Source organism: Cognataquiflexum rubidum (assembly GCF_022538115.1).
Lineage (GTDB): Bacteria > Bacteroidota > Bacteroidia > Cytophagales > Cyclobacteriaceae > Cognataquiflexum > Cognataquiflexum rubidum.
In genome coordinates this window covers 101,288-119,137 of record NZ_JAKZAL010000001.1, presented here as the reverse complement: position 1 = coordinate 119,137, position 17,850 = coordinate 101,288, and the positions used below count along the sequence as shown (strand labels likewise).

Annotated in this window: 12 protein-coding genes; 7 read left to right on the top strand and 5 right to left on the bottom strand. The window is 44.7% G+C overall.

Annotated elements, in window-relative coordinates; all coding sequences use genetic code 11:
• Nucleotides 1-5: 5 nt before the first annotated feature.
• Nucleotides 6-1,250 carry a polysaccharide deacetylase family protein gene (locus tag MMU05_RS00465; protein WP_241139720.1) on the bottom strand — a complete coding sequence of 415 codons (1,245 nt, stop codon included), beginning with the start codon at nt 1,248-1,250 and terminating at the stop codon, nt 6-8.
• Entirely contained in the window at nt 1,247-4,279 is a 3,033-nt protein-coding gene (locus MMU05_RS00460) for a PVC-type heme-binding CxxCH protein (RefSeq protein WP_241139719.1), read from the bottom strand. The genes MMU05_RS00465 and MMU05_RS00460 overlap by 4 nt, the downstream gene beginning before the upstream one ends.
• Before the next feature lie 270 nt (nt 4,280-4,549).
• Here MMU05_RS00460 and MMU05_RS00455 point away from each other — a divergent pair, with 270 nt between their 5' ends.
• The 7 genes from MMU05_RS00455 (at nt 4,550) to MMU05_RS00425 (ending at nt 13,090) form a co-directional block, all read left to right on the top strand.
• Complete coding sequence (locus tag MMU05_RS00455; protein WP_241139718.1) at nt 4,550-5,869, top strand: hypothetical protein; 1,320 nt, start codon at nt 4,550-4,552, stop codon at nt 5,867-5,869.
• Between the two features lie 36 nt (nt 5,870-5,905).
• Nucleotides 5,906-7,348, top strand: a complete 1,443-nt coding sequence (locus MMU05_RS00450) for a sulfatase family protein (RefSeq protein ID WP_241139717.1) — start codon at nt 5,906-5,908, stop codon at nt 7,346-7,348.
• Nucleotides 7,332-8,519, top strand: coding sequence for a sialidase family protein (locus MMU05_RS00445; RefSeq protein ID WP_241139716.1), 1,188 nt, complete (start codon nt 7,332-7,334; stop codon nt 8,517-8,519). Before MMU05_RS00450 ends, MMU05_RS00445 begins: the two co-directional genes overlap by 17 nt.
• 67 nt (nt 8,520-8,586) lie before the next feature.
• Complete coding sequence (locus MMU05_RS00440; protein ID WP_241139715.1) at nt 8,587-9,060, top strand: cupin domain-containing protein; 474 nt, start codon at nt 8,587-8,589, stop codon at nt 9,058-9,060.
• A gap of 118 nt (nt 9,061-9,178) precedes the next feature.
• Nucleotides 9,179-10,054 carry a sugar phosphate isomerase/epimerase family protein gene (locus MMU05_RS00435; RefSeq protein ID WP_241139714.1) on the top strand — a complete coding sequence of 292 codons (876 nt, stop codon included), beginning with the start codon at nt 9,179-9,181 and terminating at the stop codon, nt 10,052-10,054.
• Nucleotides 10,055-10,240: 186 nt separating this feature from the next.
• Nucleotides 10,241-11,707 carry a Gfo/Idh/MocA family protein gene (locus MMU05_RS00430; protein ID WP_241139713.1) on the top strand — a complete coding sequence of 489 codons (1,467 nt, stop codon included), beginning with the start codon at nt 10,241-10,243 and terminating at the stop codon, nt 11,705-11,707.
• Between the two features lie 54 nt (nt 11,708-11,761).
• Entirely contained in the window at nt 11,762-13,090 is a 1,329-nt protein-coding gene (locus MMU05_RS00425; RefSeq protein ID WP_241139712.1) for a GntP family permease, read from the top strand.
• 225 nt (nt 13,091-13,315) lie between these two features.
• Here MMU05_RS00425 and MMU05_RS00420 read toward each other — a convergent pair whose 3' ends face one another.
• The 3 genes from MMU05_RS00420 to MMU05_RS00410 are packed head-to-tail and all read right to left on the bottom strand — an operon-like array spanning nt 13,316 to nt 17,820.
• Nucleotides 13,316-14,107 carry an SDR family NAD(P)-dependent oxidoreductase gene (locus tag MMU05_RS00420; protein ID WP_241139711.1) on the bottom strand — a complete coding sequence of 264 codons (792 nt, stop codon included), beginning with the start codon at nt 14,105-14,107 and terminating at the stop codon, nt 13,316-13,318.
• 42 nt (nt 14,108-14,149) lie between these two features.
• The gene (locus MMU05_RS00415; protein ID WP_241139710.1) at nt 14,150-15,253 is read right to left on the bottom strand and encodes a sugar phosphate isomerase/epimerase family protein; all 1,104 of its coding nucleotides are present in this window, start codon (nt 15,251-15,253) and stop codon (nt 14,150-14,152) included.
• Nucleotides 15,254-15,270: 17 nt separating this feature from the next.
• A complete protein-coding gene (locus tag MMU05_RS00410; protein ID WP_241139709.1) occupies nt 15,271-17,820 on the bottom strand; it encodes a DUF7133 domain-containing protein in 2,550 nt (849 codons plus the stop codon).
• Between the last annotated feature and the right edge of the window lie 30 nt (nt 17,821-17,850).

Here is a 17,850-nt window from a genome sequence, read left to right as displayed (position 1 = left end):
GGTTATTATTTCCCCGTTCCTACCTTTTCCATGGTGATTTCTTTCAGGTCAAGTAAGGCCCCATTTTCAAATTGGTCCAGAGATTTAAAGATTACTTTCTGATAGCCTGAATTCAACCTTATTTTGCCAATTGAAACTTTCTTGAAAGTTTCCCACGAACCTGATTTCTCTACTTTTCCCTGTATGGATTCACTCCCTGCTGACAGAATAAATTGCTTCCCCGCCTCTTCATCGGAAACAGACCAGTCCATCCACACTTCATAGATTCCTTCTTCGGGGATGTCGACTTCCCATACCACACTGTCTTTGGAAGTAAACCATCCAAAAGCCCTCCAATCCGGCATGTATTTGATGTCGGGACCATTTGCTCGTCCCTTTTCAGCGGTCAACCTTAACCTGCCATCAGCCGAACTCCTGACGAGTTCAGGGATGTTTGTGGTGTCTGAAGTTGCAAGACGGGTATCGAGAACATATTTTGCCACTGTTCCGATGGGAGCGATCCAGATCCCGTTGGCGGGGTCAGTGGCATATTCTGAAAGTTTTTTCAACATGTTTAAATAAGTGGTTTGATTTCCGGCATCGGCAGTTTCATGTCCCGCCAAAACCAACCATTGTCCGGTTTTTCGAGCCGATTCAATCAATGGCAAGATTTCATCAAAATCCTTATTGTCCATTTCCATTCCGGTCAGCTGAGCCATATCTGCATAGAATGGATCAGAGGGCGCTTCATCCATCCAACTTCTTCCGGCAAGAAACATTTCAGAAATCAGGGGAACAAAGGATTGGGTATAAATCCCCTTCCCAACGAAGGTTTGGCCACATGGATACGCATAAACTGTTGGCCTTACACCAAGTAATTCCTCAATTTCTTTATTGGCCTGATGCAATTCAGCTTTCATTCTGTCTAAAGTATAATTTTCCAATGCCCTTTCCCGGGACCAGACAAAATTTCCGCTGCAGGGATGCTGTATGGAATGATTTCCCATTTCATGGCCTGCAGCTACGGCTTTTTGCCAACCTTCCAAATCCCGTTTCAGGCTATTTGGCAATACAAAAAATGTGGCCTTTACTCCGTACTCATTCAAAAGTGGAATGCCCAGGCTTGTATTTGTAGCGCGGGCATCATCAAAACTCAGGCTCAGCGCCATTTTCTTTCCCTCAGGCCAAGGAAAAGATTGTTGCTGGGAAAAGGCCGCACTACCAAAAAGGAAAAGCAAAAGACACAGGGTGAAAATCGGTGGTTTTTTCATTTTGGGTTGGATTTAATTTTAAGGATAAAGGCCAGCAAATCCGCCATTTGCTGTGGGTTGATGGCTTCTTCCAGACCTGGGGGCATGGCCGAAATGTCCATGACATTTAGACTCTTGATGTCACTGCGTGAAATGTTTCTCTCTGTTCCGCCGCCTATCCTAAGGAGAATTGCATTGGGTGTTTCGGATCCGATGATGCCTTGCAAAACCTCTCCATTTTGCATTTCGATGGACCATAGGTCATAGCCATCCGCTATGGACAGGTTTGGGAATAGGATATCACTCAATATGTTTTCGGCCCTCCTGTTTTTAAGACTTGCGAGGTTAGGACCAAAATCCCGGCCCATATCTTCCCCCATTTTGTGACATGATGCGCAGTTGTTGTCAAAGATGATTCTGCCTTTTTCGAAGGTTCCATGTGATGTGAGTGCTGCTTGATACTTTTGCAATAATTCTTCCCCTTTGCTTTCATCTTTATTTATCAACAGGCGTGCTTTTGTCTTAATGGATTCATTGGAATGATTCATCAGTTGGACACTTCGCCTCCAGCCAAGATTAGAAGGCTGAACTGTTCCCTCCTCAATAGCTCCGAGCAATAATTTCATTCTTGTTTCATTTGACATCAGGGCATTGATAGCCTCCTCTCTGATTTCAGGAGTCAGGGTGGACCATTGGCTCAAAACAAATGGTGCTACCATGTCATCCGGAATATAGCTGAGTGTTTTTATAGCAGCTACCTGAACGGGCTTTGGTTCAGTAGGCTGAATCAGCCCTTTTAAGGATTCCAGATAGGGATAGGGGTTTTGTAACGAAAGGAATTCGATGGCCAAGACCCTTTCATCATCCGCCAAGGTTCTATTCCTTAAGTTCAATTTGGCATGCTCCATCCAAATTTTAGACTCATCATTTATTGAGAGACCAATGACCTTCAACAGTTGGAGGGAAGCTTGTCGCACAGCAATGGAGGGATTTTCGAAACAAGATTTGGCAAGCAGGTTTTCGGCTGGTTTAAGGGAGGAGTCTGATGCTTTTTTACTTTGAATCCCTTGCGCCAATCCTCGCAGCAGTGGAGCCTGCCAATCCTTACCATCTATTGGTTTTGAGGTTGCTTTTTGAATCAAATTTAGGATGATAGCATAATCAAGACTGGCACCTGTCATCGCACTCAACCGCTGCAATAGCGTGGTATATCCAGGATTATCAGGTTGAAAACCTTCCAAAACAGAAACCATTAACTTGCTGCTTTCCTCAAATGGGGCAGATAATGCCGCCACCTGCATCCATGGATCATCCATGTTTCCAAAAAGTAAATCCTGCCGGGCTTGTGCTGCTTTAGGACTATCCAAAAACCCAAGCGTACAAAGCAATTGAAACCTGACTTTGGGATCCTTGTCATCTTTCATTTTGGGTAAATAATCCTTCAATTCAGAAGCAGCATCCAAATGCAATTCAGCTAGTTTGATGGCATTTTCCCTTACGCCTGGTTCAGGGTTTTTCAAAGCACTTAGGATTGAGCCGGGACTAAGCTTGCCCAATCCTTCCAAAGTCCACAATGCATGAACACTTCCTTTGGGGGAATTTTGATTTTCAGCCAATAAAGTTAAGCCCTCGGTTGTCTCCTTTGATTTCTTATCCAAAAGGAGCCGCTGCGCATTTCTTCTCCACCAGATATTGGGGTCATTGAGTTTTTCTACAAGCTGTTCTGCGGAGAAATCCCCCAATTTGATGTTGTTTGACCAGTTGAGTGGTTTGGTACCCTTTGGCGTAATCCTATAAATTCTTCCTTTTTCAGTTCCATTATACAATGCGCCGGATTTGATAACTTCTTCCGCCATCCACTCCGGATGTTCGATGATTTGCCTGTAATAGTCCACCACATAGAGCGCCCCATCGGGTCCGATATACATGTTTACCGGCCGAAACCAAGAATCAGTAGAAGCCAGGAATTCCTTTTCAGCATGCTGTCTTCGGGCAGTGAAAACCGTTCCTTTTTCCTCCAAAATATCTATATGGATGATATTACTTACAGGTTCGGCTACAAATACAGCTTGGTCATACTCTGAGGGAAATGAGGCGCCAAGGTAGGCCGTTATTCCACAGGCAGAAGTGATGACCCCAATATCCGTCAACAGCTGGTGTTCAGGGTTTTTTGTTATGGGAAAGACTTCAGCTGCATTGCCGTGGTCGGAAATGGATTGGGTAGTTTCCGGTACAATAAGGAAGGGGTTTCGGTCAAGGTATTTTGCGGCCATCACATCCTGGATGATATGGTTGCTGTTGTTTACCACAAAGCGATGGCCCCAATTATCGAAAGTATGCCCAAACTGTGTCCTGCTGGCCAAAGCTTCCAATTGATGTGAATCAGGCTGGAAACGTACACTCCTGCCCCCGGCATTTTGGATAAGTTTTGGGCCGTCGGGTTGGGAAGGAAAATACACCTCTGATCCCCTGTCACCAAATTCCGCCTCGTAAGTCTTTGTAGTTACCGCTTGTTCATGTCCCAAATAGATCCAATTGTCCAATCCAAGCCTGGGACTATTGACGTTGTGCTGGGGATTGGAAACCGCAAATCCTGTCAACATTATCTCTTTAATATCAGCTTTTCCATCACCATCGCTGTCCTCGAGATAATAGACATGGGGAGGATCGGTTACGATTACTCCGTTTTTCCATCTCATAATTCCAGTCGGCAGCATCAGACCTTCCGCAAAGACAATGCTTTGGTCCATCATGCCATCTCCGTCCGTGTCAGAAAGTAATTTGATCTTGCCGGTACCACTTTTATCCAAAGGGTAGCCATGCATTTCAACGACATAAAGCCTTCCAAATTCATCAATTTCCATGTCCACCGGATCCGAAATCAAAGGCTCACCGGCGATGAGCTCAATCTGAAATCCATCCTCCAATTCGAAAGTGGAGAGCGCATTTTCCAATGACCTTTCTGCTCCTTGATTTTTTTCGTTGCGACAGGAGGGAAAGGTGATTAGGAGAAGAAAACAAAGGAAAACCGGGAATCTTAATAGGTTCATTCTTGCTGATTTTTTGAGATCCTTACCGGATAGGCTGATCTAACCAATGTAGTAATTGTAATGGTTATTTCAAATGTGAATTACTTGCCCTTCACAAGGCTCTTTTGGGGGGAAGATTAGAGATAGAAATAATTCAAATCTTCAGCTTAAAAAGTTTGGTCCCAATAAATCAAGAGCAAGATTTCAGGCATTTTCTTTTGAAAAAATTTAATTTTTGTATCTTGATGGGGTATGGAAAATGCTTCGAAAATCTCTGCTATGGATCAAATTATGAAACAAATATTCTACTTTATACTGATGGGCGCCATGATATTTTTCATTGGCTGTAATCCCCGAAATCCAACTCAGGAAAGTCTTTCGGAAACACAAGACTTTCGGGTACCCACTTTCAAACTGATAGAAACAGACACTTTCTTCTTCAATAATTTTGTCGACTGCAATATGGCAGAGGTGTGGGTAGGGGACACACTCAGGATTTTTCCCGGCAAATATGGTGAGGACCCTGTTTGGGGATTTGCAGGAGACCTGAAGTTTGCAAGCGGATCCAATGCCGATGAGGTCTTCAGTACACCTGCATCCGAATACATCGCCCCCAAATTGCCTACCAACGCCCCTGTCGGAGAACCCGGACTTCATGGGGCAGTATGGTTTGAGACGGTTTATCAGGATGAAAAAGATCCGAGCGGAAGGACCTTGTACGCTATCTACCACAATGAAAATTATCCTGAAACCCTCCCTTACAATGAAGCAACCGGAGAAGGATATATCGACAAGGACTGGCCCTTGGGTCTGACTGAAAGAATCACGCCTGCTGCGGTATGTAGAATCGGCGTTATGAAATCTACGGACGGCGGATGGAGTTGGGAAAACAAAGGGCTTTTTCTCGAAGACAAGCAGCCCCGAATGATTTTGAAACCACACAATATTTCCAAGACCTTTGCCGGTGGAGTAGGGGATCCTTCTGCCGTGGCTGTTGGCGAATATCTTTACCTTTTTTATGGAGAATATGGCTATCCTGGAGCTTACGATGCTGCTTCCTATGATCCCATCAAAGAATGGAGTGGGCAATGCATCAGTATCGCCCGAATCCGGATCGACGAACTCGACGACCCGCAGGGGAAAGCTAAGAGATGGGATGGACAAGGATTCAATGCGGATTGGGACGGAATCGGCAAACCTGTGGCTTCCCTCCAAATGCCTGTCGAAAACGGTGGGGGTCCGGCCTCCTCTCCAACAGGTGGATTTCATTGGGGACCATCTGTCAGTTGGAATACTTACCTGGAATGTTGGGTAATGATGATGGGAAAAGTGGAGGGCCAATCATGGGTTGGTGATGAGCTGTATATTTCATTCAATCCCCACAAGGAATTGGGAGAGGGGAATAATTCCCAAGCTTGGACAAAACCTCAAAAACTCCTGGAAAAACCCGGACATGTGCTTTGGTACCCTTCGCTGCAACCCCTGAATACCCCTGATGACATTGCCAACAAATACACGAGTTTGCGGCTTGGGAAGCAGGCAAGGTTGTTTTTCAAATATTCTGATTTGGGAAAATACATGTCGGAATATATCGTCGAGTTTGAAAAATAAGCCAAAATGCCATATACCAAATCGAAGATATCTTTTGTGTTAATTTTATTATTAACCACATCAATTGTCGGATATCCTCAATCCAAAAAACCGAATATCCTTTTTTTATTTGCAGATGACCAGCGGGCGGATGCCCTTGGCATTAGTGGCAATTCCTATATCCATACTCCTAACATTGACCAATTGGCAAGGGAAGGAAGTCGATTTACGAACGCCTATGTAATGGGGGGACATCACGGTGCAATCTGCGCCCCAAGCCGGGCGATGCTCTTGAGTGGAAAAAGTCTTTTTCAAGTTTATGACCGGCTCAATGGGGTCAATACCATGCCGATGGATTTTTCAAAAGCAGGCTATTCAACTTTTGGTACAGGCAAATGGCACAATGAAAAAGAGGCCTTTGAGGCGACTTTTCAGCAAGCTAAAAATGTCTATCTAGGAGGCATGGCAGATCATTATGCCATTGCACTTAGGGACTTTGATGAAAATGGGAAACTGGGAGATCCTCAAATAAGAGGATTTTCCACAGAGGTTTTTACAGAGGGAGCCATTGATTTCATCCAAAACCATTCAAAAAACGACGCAGGGAAGCCTTTCTTTTGCTATGTAGCCTTCACAGTCCCGCACGATCCCTATTCGCCCGCCCCGAAATTCATCAACTATTATCCTGACGGAAGCCTGCCACTTCCGGGAAATTATATGGGGCTTCACCCTTTTCAGTTTGATCAATTGAACATTCGTGATGAAAACCTGACTGGCTGGCCAAGAAAGCCCGAAGTGATTCAGATGATTCTCTCTGACTATTATGGATTGATCACCCACTTGGATCAGCAGATCGGGAAAATTATTTCCGTTTTGAAAGAAAATGGGCAATACGATAACACAATCATCGTCTATGCTGCTGACAATGGTCTGGCTGCCGGAAGCCATGGCCTGCTTGGGAAGCAAAACCTGTACGAGCACAGTACCAAAGTTCCCTTGATCATCAAAGGACCCGGCGTGCCCGAAGGAAAGGAATTTGATGCGCTTACGTATCTGTTTGATTTGTATCCAACTTTGTCTCAATTGGCAGGATTACCAAATCCCAAGGAAGTCACAGGCAAAAGTTTGGTTCCGATTCTTCAGGGAAAGGAAACCCAAGTCAGAGGGTCACTTTTTACAGCTTACAGAAATACAGTTCGAGCCATTCGGGAAGGAGATTTGAAGCTGATCCGGTACCCTGAGCGCGATTATACCCAGTTATTTAATTTGAAAAGAGATCCTTTAGAGTTAAATAATTTAGCTTATGAGGATGATTATGTAGAAAAAAGAGAAGCGCTCTTGAAGCTGATGAAACTTTGGCAAAAGGAAACCAATGACACCACTGAGTTAACAGCCAAAGTCATCAAGCCCATGGAATACGATCCTAAATCAATCTTAAGGCAACCTGATCAATGGCAGCCTGATTATACTTTAAAGCGATATTTTGAAAAAAACTATTAAAACTAACCGAACAGGACTATTTGTATCCCTTCTATTTCTTGGGATTTGGAGTCAAGGATTCTCTCAAGAAACCATTGTTTTTGAGGGAGGAAAAGAAGGTCACAAAATCTATAGAATCCCTGCTATCATTGACTTATCCAACGGGGATTTTTTGGCTTTTGCCGAAGGCAGGGTCAATGGTTCTGATGATTTTGGTGATGTCAATTTGGTATTGAAAAGGAGTGAAGATGAAGGAAAGACCTGGTCAGCCATACAAATGCTGGTGGATTATGACAAGTTGCAGGCAGGAAATCCGGCGCCTGTGGTGGATTTGCATGATCCTGCTTATCCTGATGGAGTGGTTTATCTTTTTTACAACACCGGAAACAACCATGAATATGATATCCGCATGAACAGGGGAGTAAGGGAAGTGTGGATGATGAAATCTTTGGATTTGGGAAAAAGTTGGCAAGAACCGGTCAATATCACGCAGCAAGTTCACCGTCCAAACAACCCTGCATTCAATGCCGCCTATGATTCCAAAGAAGATTGGAGGCACTATGCAAATACTCCCGGGCATGCGTTTCAGTTTCAGCAAGGCAAATTCAAAGGAAGGATTTACGTCGCAGCCAACCATTCAGTAGGACCGCCGCAGGAGGATTTTATGGAATACCGGGCACATGGATTTTTCTCGGATGACCATGGCAAGACGTTCCAATTGTCTGAGTCCATAGAAATTCCCGGTTCGAATGAGGCTATTGCCGCGGAACTTTCAGGCGACAGGATGATCATGAGCGTCAGGAATCAACGGGGCGATATCAGAAGCAGAATTTTGGCCTATTCTTCCGATGGAGGCAAAACTTGGGATGAAGCTTATTTCGAAGCAGCGCTTCCCGATCCGGTCTGTCAAGGTTCCATCCTTCCGCTAGGTGAAAGAAATGGAAAAACCATTTTGGCCCATTCCAATGCTTCAGATACCAAAGACAGGAATAACCTTACGCTCAAGATTAGTTTTGACGAAGGGAAAACCTGGGAAAAATCAATAGTAATTGACCGAACCGATGATCCAAATAAGCAAGCTTGGACTGCTTACAGTGATTTGGTCAGAGTGAATGATCAGACTGTAGGAGTACTTTACGAGCAGGATAATTACACAAAGATTATTTTCAAAAAGATCAATTGGAAGGATTGAATTCAAAGTCCTTTTCGGTAAGATTTGGCCTAATTAATAATTGCTATAAATTTTAAAACCCTAAAACATGAATACCCGAATCCAAGAATTGGTAGAAAAGTTACACCTCAAGGCGCATCCTGAGGGAGGCTATTATTCCGAAACATACCGATCAGATTTAGAAGCTGCAGGTGCTGAGCGTTCTTTGGCAACCTGTACTTACTTTTTGATGACGTCGGACAATGTCTCTAAATTCCACAGCATTGCAGGGGATGAGATTTGGTTTTACCATGAAGGCAGTCCGCTAACTGTGCATATCCTTTCTGAAAAAGGCTATGAAAAACTCTTGGTCGGCCCACTAGACCATCAAGGCCACCGACCGCAGCAATTAGTTCCGCCGGGCGTGATTTTCGGATCGACAGTTGAGCAGCCGGATTCCTACTCCCTTGTTTCCTGCATGGTCGCTCCGGGCTTTGATTTTCGGGATTTTAGGTTGTACAGTGCCGACGAACTCCTAGCCAAATGGCCGGAAGCAAAGGAGATTATTGGGAGGTTGACTTGAAAGTTATGTTTCGCTAACATCTTCCTTTTACATAATTTCTTACCGTTTAATTGAAAATCCCCTTTTTTTCAGACAACTTATTATCGCTTTAATTTTTGAGCAGTAAAATAATGAACCTATGAACCAGAAAAACTCCTTCTTCGAATTGAAAGCTTTTTTTGTTGGTATACTGGCAATGGGTTTAAATTTACCTATATCAGGCGCTTTTTCTCAAACCGCCTCTTTTCCCAAAATAGGTGCCTGTGCCGGCTATAAGGATGGAGAAATTTTAGCCAATGCCGGGTTTTCCTTTATCGAAGAAAATGTGCAGTCTTTTCTTGTTCCAACCAAAAGTGAGGAAGAGTTTGACCAAATTTTAGAAGCCTCCAAATCATCTCCTTTGCCTATCGAGGCATTTATTATTTTCCTTCCCGGAAGCTTAAAAAGTGTAGGTCCAAATGCCCTTCATGCAGAAATTCTGAACTATGCGGAGGTTGTTTTTCGCAGGGCACAAAAAGCGGGAGGGAAGTTGGTGGTTTTTGGAAGCAGTGGGTCCAGGTCTGTTCCTGATGGGTTTTCGAAAGAAGAAGCTACCGCTCAAATGATTGCTTTGGGAAAACTCCTCGGACCAATCGCCGCCAAGTATGATATCACCGTGGTGTTGGAATCACTCAATACCAAAGAATGTAATTTTATCAACAGCCTCAGTGAAGCCGGGGAGATCGTCAAAGCTGTCAACCATCCCAATTACAGGTTGCTTGCAGATATTTACCATATGAAAATGGAGGGCGAAGGACCCGAAAGCATCCTGAATTACGGCCATCTCATCAAACATGTCCACGTGGCTGAGAAGGAAGGCAGGGCTGTTCCCGGAACCCACGGAGAGGATTTGAGCCTATATTACCAGGCTTTACAATTGTCAGGTTATGAAGGTTTGGTCTCTTTGGAAAGCCGATGGGAAAACATGGAAAATCAGGCGTCCAAAGCCATTGAAACGATAAAAAAGCAGTGGTAAATAATATAATGTCAAAATTTTAAATGGATTTGTTAGATTAATCATCCGTTTTGAATTTCAGCTTTATTTCCTGGCTTTAAGAAGAAAAACCTATTGCGTGGTTTTATTTCTTTTTGACAAAACTTACCCTATGAAAAAACGCCCATTTAAATTACAACTATACCCGATTCCAAACTTCCAATTAACATGAAAAAACCCAAAAAAGAATCTTCTGACCAATCACGGCGGAATTTTATAAAAAACGCAGCCATAGCTTCTTCCATCTTTATTGTTCCCCGTCACGTCTTGGGAGGCGTTGGATTTACAGCGCCCAGTGACCAATTGAACCTTGCTGCTATCGGTGCCGGTGGAAAAGGAACAAGCGACATTTTCAATGCCTCTGTGAATGGACGCGAAAGGGTCGTTGCTTTGTGTGATGTGGATTTTTCAGGTTCTGCAAAAAAATCTGTGGAGAATTTTCCCAAAGCAAAACTCTATGCGGATTACAGGGAAATGCTGGAAAAAGAAAAAGAAATCGATGCCGTGACCATTTCCACTCCTGACCATGTGCATGGCCCGGCAGCAGCTTTTGCCATGGCAAGGGGAAAACATGTCTATGTGCAAAAGCCAATGACACACAACATCCGGGAAGCAAGAATGCTGACTGAAATGGCAAGGACCAACAAAATTGTCACCCAAATGGGCAATCAGGGTGCCTCCAATCCCCTGCTTGACATGGTCAAAAAATGGGTTGATTCAGGGAAATTAGGAGAAATCTCCAAAGTGCAGATCTGGACCAACAGGCCGGTATGGCCTCAGGGAGGACCTTTTCCTGCCTCTGATCCAAGCTCAAAGCCTAGCGCCCTCAATTGGGATCTTTGGCTGGGTCCTGCACCAGAGATTCCATTCACTCCCAACTTACACCCCTTCAACTGGCGTGGATGGTGGGATTATGGAACTGGAGCTTTGGGAGATGTGGGATGCCATTTGATCGATATTCCGTTCAGAACCCTTGGGCTTCATTATCCAAAAGATGCGGAATGCAGTGTAGGGTCGGTTTTCTCCAAAATGTGGACACCGGATTACAATCCTGAGGGTTGTCCTGCATCCTCTTTTATCACTTTGCATTTTGCTGCTACTGCCAAAAGCCAATCTCCTATCGAAATGACCTGGAGTGACGGTGGCATCAGACCTTCGCACCCTGATATCATTCCTGCAGACCACGATATCGGCGGTGCAAACAGTGCCAACGGCGTCATGATCATCGGGGAGAAGGGAATCATCACCACCAACATCAACGACAGCTCTCCGCTGATGCCAAAGTTGTATATGAACGATGGCACCACAGAATTTGGGCCGGACAGGTTGGGAAATCAGGAACCTGAATATGGCCACCAACGCAAGTGGGTAGATGCGATCAAAGCGGGGTTTGGAAGTGCCGAACACAAGGGTTTGACTTCCTCTTTTGATTATGCAGGACCGATGACCGAGACGGTTCTGATGGGAAATCTTGCCATCCGAAGCTACATGCTGAGAAGGGAAAACAGCAAAGGGCAGATGGAATTTTTTGGCAGAAGGAAATTGCTTTGGGATGGGGAGAACATGAGAATCACCAATCTTGAAGAAGCCAATCAATTTGTAGGCAGAGAGCATAGGGCAGGTTTTGGGATGTAAATCCCAAAACTTTCCCATTCCTTTTTTTCAATCAACCCAACCCAAAACACCACTATGCTGACCCTTTTGACCATTCTATTTGCATTGGCGCTCATCCTGATAGCCATTGTCAAGTATGATATCCATCCGTTTTTAGCCCTGTTTGTAGGCGCAATCCTTTATGGACTATTATCCGGGATGCCTGTGGATCTGATTCTCAAATCCATAACAGATGGGTTTGGGGGAGTTTTGGGAAGTATCGGTTTGCTGATATTGTTGGGCGTGATAATGGGTACTTTCTTGGAAAAAACAGGAGGGGCCTTGGTCATAGCAGAAAAGATACTTTCTTGGATAGGTGAAAAATCCGTGACTGTTGCAATGTTACTAAGTGGATATATCCTTTCTATTCCTGTATTTGGAGACAGTACTTTCATCATGCTGAATCCCATCAGCAAATCCCTTTCGCTCAAAAGCAAAGTTCCCTATGCTGCGACAACCATTGCCGTAGCCTTGGGCGCGACTGCAAGTCATTCTCTTGTGCCGCCCACTCCGGGACCTATAGCAACAGCAGGGATCTTGGAGGCGGACTTGGGCATGATCATATTTTGGGGTTTGATCGTAAGTTTGATTACACTGGTCCCAAGTTACTTTTTTATAAGAAAAGTATGTTTGAAAATCCCCCTTGAACCAAAAGTTGCTGAGGTGGAAGTCGGAAAGACAATCCCAAAACCTCCTACAGCATTTTCTTCATTTTTGCCCGTAATTGTTCCTTTGATTCTGATTATTCTTGCCTCAATAGCCAAATATCCAACTTTGCCTTTTGGGGAAAATATGTTTACTACTGTAATCCTGTTTGTGGGTAGTCCGGTAATCGCTTTGCTGATAGGAGCATTTTTGTCTTTCACTTTACCGGCAAAGTTTGACAGGAAGTTATTATCCTCCTCGGGTTGGATCGGTGAGGCCATGTTGATTGCTGCACCTGTGATATTGATAACCGGTGCAGGAGGGGTTTTTGGCAAAATGCTTCAAAACTCAGGGATCGGGGATATGGTAAGCGCCAATATGAGCAGTGCCAATTGGGGGATTTTCTTACCTTTTTTAATTGCCTTTGCCCTGAAAACCGCTCAAGGTTCATCCACTGTGGCGATGATTACCACAGCATCTATCATTGCGCCGCTGTTGGTGAGTTTGGGTTTGGATTCGGAGACGATGCGTGTTTTTGCGGCTTTGTCCATCGGTGCAGGGGCCATAGCGATTTCCCATGCCAATGATAGTTTCTTTTGGGCAGTCACCCAATTGTCAGGGCTTTCGATCAAGCAGGGAAATCAGACCCACAGTTTGGGAACGCTGATCATGTCGGTGACGGCGATATCGGTGATTTATTTGATTACGCTTTTTGTGTAAAGGACGGAAGACGGAAGACGGATGACCGAAGACCGATGTAATTTCTAGCATCTTTTGTGGTTAATTTTTTTACCGCAAAGGACCCGAAGGTATTGCAAAGGGTCGCAAAGGGATACATTAATATCTCTGAGTTAAACGGATATGATAGGCTCCTCTCACCTTTCACCTCCTACCTCTCAATCCTTACTACATCCTCTCTTTCCATTATAAATTCTTCATTCCAAATTAACGTGCTGTCCAGCCACCGTCCACCGTCAGCATCGAACCAACCATATATGTTCCGGCGTCACTTGCCAACAATAAGGCTGCACCCTGAATTTCTTTCAGGTGGCCCCATCTTCCCAAAGCAGTTGCTCCTACCACAAATTTCTTTCCCTCTTCGGTATCTGCAATAGGTAAATTCATTTCTGTGAGAAATGGGCCGGGGCAGATGGCATTGACCGTGATATTGAAAGGTGCCAATTCCAATGCCAAAGCGCGGGTCATTTGAACGACTGCACCTTTGCTTGAGGCATAGGGTGTCCTGTTAGCAAGTCCTACCAATCCGAGCGTACTTGCCATGTTGATGATGCTGCCTTTGCCGGCCTTTTTCATAAATGGCGTCACAGCCCTGTTGCAAAGCCATGTTCCGGTGACGTTTACATCCATTACTTTTTTGAAATCCTCCTCACTCAATTCGTCAATTGCGCCACGTATATTGATCCCGGCGCTGTTGATCAGGATATCTATCCTGCCAAAAGCATCCATAGCGGCATTGGCCATTGCTTCTGTTTGCTCCTTGGAGGATACATCAGCCGAAAAAGAAATAGCTTTGATGCCATAGGCTTTTTCCAATTCAAAGGCGGACTCCGCTGCGACAGCCCCGTCCCGACTGACCAACATGACATTGGCACCTGCTGAAGCCAAACCTGCGGCCATGGCCAAACCGAGCCCTTTGGACCCTCCGGTGATGATGGCGGCTTTGCCACTCAGGTCAAAAAGCTTGATTCCGGGTAATTCACTGACTGAAGTATTCATATTTTTATCTTAAATGAATGATGATTTTATGTTTTTATTCAACTATAATCCGAGCCCCAATTCGCTCTTGCTGTACCGGAGACTTGCGAGGACATTGACTTCTTCATAATCAAGCCGCTGCTCTGGTTCGAGGTTACGTGTATAAGGCAATTCCCCGGAAAAGGATTTCTCCCTTACCATTTTGAGAATTCCGGCAAGTTCAGGACCCGATATGTTATCAAAGGTGGCCCAATATTCTTCTTCCAGACAGGGGATTTCCAAAGGGTCTCTTGTGATCATTTCCAAGTTGAAGGTAATGTTGGGGTTATATTTCCTGCAAAGTTCAACTCCTTTTTTGAGGTCGACTATCCCTTCTCCAAGCGGAACCTCAGACAGCAAAAAGCCTTTGGAATAGGATTTAACGCCCATATCCTTGATGTGGGTGGAAAATGAATAAGGAGCCAAAAGGCCGATGACATCTTCCGATTTTTCAAGAAGTGAATAATTGTTTCCAAAATCCAGAGTCACCCCGATCCATTCGCTGTCCATTCTTTTGATGATTTCCACCAATTCAGCCGCACGCCAGTCTTTGTGGTTTTCTACTGCCAATTTTATTTTATGCTTCCTTACCACAGGCTCCGCCAACTGAAGCGAAAGAATAGATTTGGCTTTGAAATCATGAAATTCATCCTCAGTTTTGAAATTTTCATACCTCCTACCACTCAGGCAAACAGTCCTCAGGATTGTTGCCCCTGCTTCTTTTGATGCCAAAACTTCTTTCTCAAAATTGTCAATATCATCTTTTGATTTTGGTAAGCCGATGCTTCCTTCCAAGTACATTCCAAGGTTTTCTCTTTGGTCCCTGACTTTTTTAGCAAAATCCGAGGTCCAGTTATTGACGCCAACTTGTACGCCCCCGGCTCCGATCTGATGGCAGTGTTTGATGAGTTGGAGGGCATTTTCGAAACCGGGATATTTTTCACTCGGGACTTTCGAATTCCACCTTGCGCCATAGGAATGGACTACGATACCCATCGAAACCCCTTCAAAATTCATGGAAAAAGAAGGCAATGGAAAAGCCATCGCCAAAGCTGCCAATCCTGTTTTTTGTATGAAATTCCTTCTTTCAGGGGAAAAGGGGGATGTGTAATTATCGGAGGATCTCATATTGGCGGAATGGGTTTTTAGTTAGGTTTGAGGACAGACAAGGAGTCGGTATGCTTGATTAGTTCCGGGGCGGTCCATGGATACACCCTTCCCTGCGAGGTATGCCGGGTAGAGGAAACCGTTCTGCCGCTAATGGCAGGAGCTTGGTTTCCCCATTCATTTCGGATATAGGTCAAGATTGCTGCAATGGAAGCGTCATCCATGGTCGAATGGGCGGGCATGACGGGAAGGATTTCCGGAGCGTCATATTTTTTACCTGATACTTCCAATGGACCTTCCATGCCATGGAGGAGGATGAGGGAAAGCCGGATTTCATCACCGATCACCCATTCCGAAGCAGCCAACGGCGGTCCCATCCTGTTGACTCCAGCGCCGTCCGAACCGTGACAACCGGCACAGGTTACCAGGTATTTTTGCCTGCCCAAAGCAAACTGTTGCATCCCTTTTTCATCAAGAGAATTGGCTGACATTTCTAACAATTTTGGCGTATACCCCGGCCAAGAAAACATGGATTTCAGCATCTCAACCCTTGCAGGTTCGATTTTAAGGTCAGTTCTTTTAAATAATGGAGGTTCTTTTTTCAAAGCCAAAGGCCCTTTTGTTCTACTATTTGCTGCTTGGATGGCCATTCCGGTAAGGACGACCTGATGTTTCCAATCCGAATCCTTAGGAGAATCATCCAATATTGTCAGCAGGCTTTCCAGTTCTTTTGGATCTCTTTTCTTGACAATGGAAACAGTCAGCATTTCCAAAAATATCTCTTTGGCTGGGTCGGAAGTTTTCCAGTTTTCAGATATCCATAACTTATCCAAGAAATCAAATTCTCGGTTACCCAAACTACTCATGACCGCATCCCTGACCAATGCATTTTCCCCAAAGCGGGAAATTATTTTTTCTAATATTATTGAGGCATCCTCTGTATTCAGGGCATAAGCACTCAAAGCCATTTGCAGAGAAACTTCAATGGGAGCATCCATTACTTTGGAGGTCAATAATTGTCCGAGTTTGGTCTGAATGGTTTTATCTTGGAGTGCAAAAATTTCCAAAAGCCTTATTGCGGTATTTTGTAGCAAAATGGATGGATCATCAAGTAAGTCGAAAAGCAAGTCTGTTGCTATCAAACCCATACCTTCCAAAGTCCAAAGTCCGTGGAACCTGCCCAATTCGGATTTTCCGTTTCGGACCAAGTCTTCCAAATCCGATTTTATGGATACATCCTCCCGCTCGACCAAGAGTCTTTGGGCCATGTCCCTGTGCCAGCCATCAGGATGAGAAAGGCGCTTGATTAGGTCCATGGAGCTTTCTTTGGAAAGTTTTGGATTTGGAGAAGGTTCCCAATCTTCCGGAACAATCCGCCAGATTCTGCCCAGATGAACAGGAAACACCAAGTCTCGCTTCAATGTCTGCTCTCTCAAATAGGGGGTCACATAAGATCCATGTTGCACCATTCCCCTATACATGTCAGCAATATACAGTGCGCCATCCGGTCCGATAGTTGAATTAACAGGCCGGAAGCGTTCATCCGTGGAGGCCAAAAATTCCTTTCCGGGATTTGGGTCAAAAGCCTCTAAGAAAATACCATTTTGTTTGACGACGTTCCTTTTTACAAGGTTTCCTGCATTTTCACATACAAAAGCATTACCATAATATTCCTCTGGAAATAATGTGCTCCTGAATACGAGTGGAGAGCATGCTGATGTAAATTCAAGAAGTTTTCCTTCTTCATCCAAAGTACCGGGGATATAACCCCTGTTCACAGCAAGATTTGGTCTTATCGGAAATATCCGTCGGTCTATTGTCAGTCCGTGATCAATGCCCGTGGAAGGGGAATGGTTTTTGTTTCGGGTAAGGTAATTGGCAGGAACGAGATCGGCATGCAATTGGGACCAATTGTAATTGTAAAACAACCTTCCCTGATCGTCATGGCTGACACCCCATTGTCCCCGGGCTTCGGTGCTGTCCCGGACCCATTCTCCGCCTAGGTTTTTGTACCGCAACTTTGACTTCACATTGTAATACCAGTTGTCAATATTCCTCAACAGTCCATTGTCGGAATGCTCGGGAATGCCATTTTGGGAATAAGTAGAGTCCAAAAGTACTTTTGAATCTGCCTTCAGGTCACCATCTATGTCTTTTGTGATCCAAAGGGAATTGTTCTCTGCGACTAGGGCACCACCTTTTATAAGTCCCAAAGCCCTCGGCATGATGAGACTGTCAAGGTAGATGGTGCTTTTGTCCATCACTCCGTCGCCATCTTCGTCCTCCAAAACAGAAATTCTACCGAGAGGTTGCTGCTCTTCAGTACCATCGATGTCGGTCATAAAACCCCTCATTTCGACAACCCAAAGCCTGCCATCTTCATCGAATGTCAGGGCTATCGGATCCTGAACCATGGGTTCAGCTGCTACCAACTGGATTTTGAATCCCTTTTCAATTTCAAAAGTCTCGAGTTCTTCTTGGGGTGATTTTGGCGGAGAGGTATCTGCCGGAATAGGAGCCTTCTTTTCTGAGCAACGGCCCAGAATCAAAAGTGAAAGAAGGAGTAAAAATTTCCGAATAATAGGCATGAAAGGGTTTGTTGCTAATCGGAGCAAAAT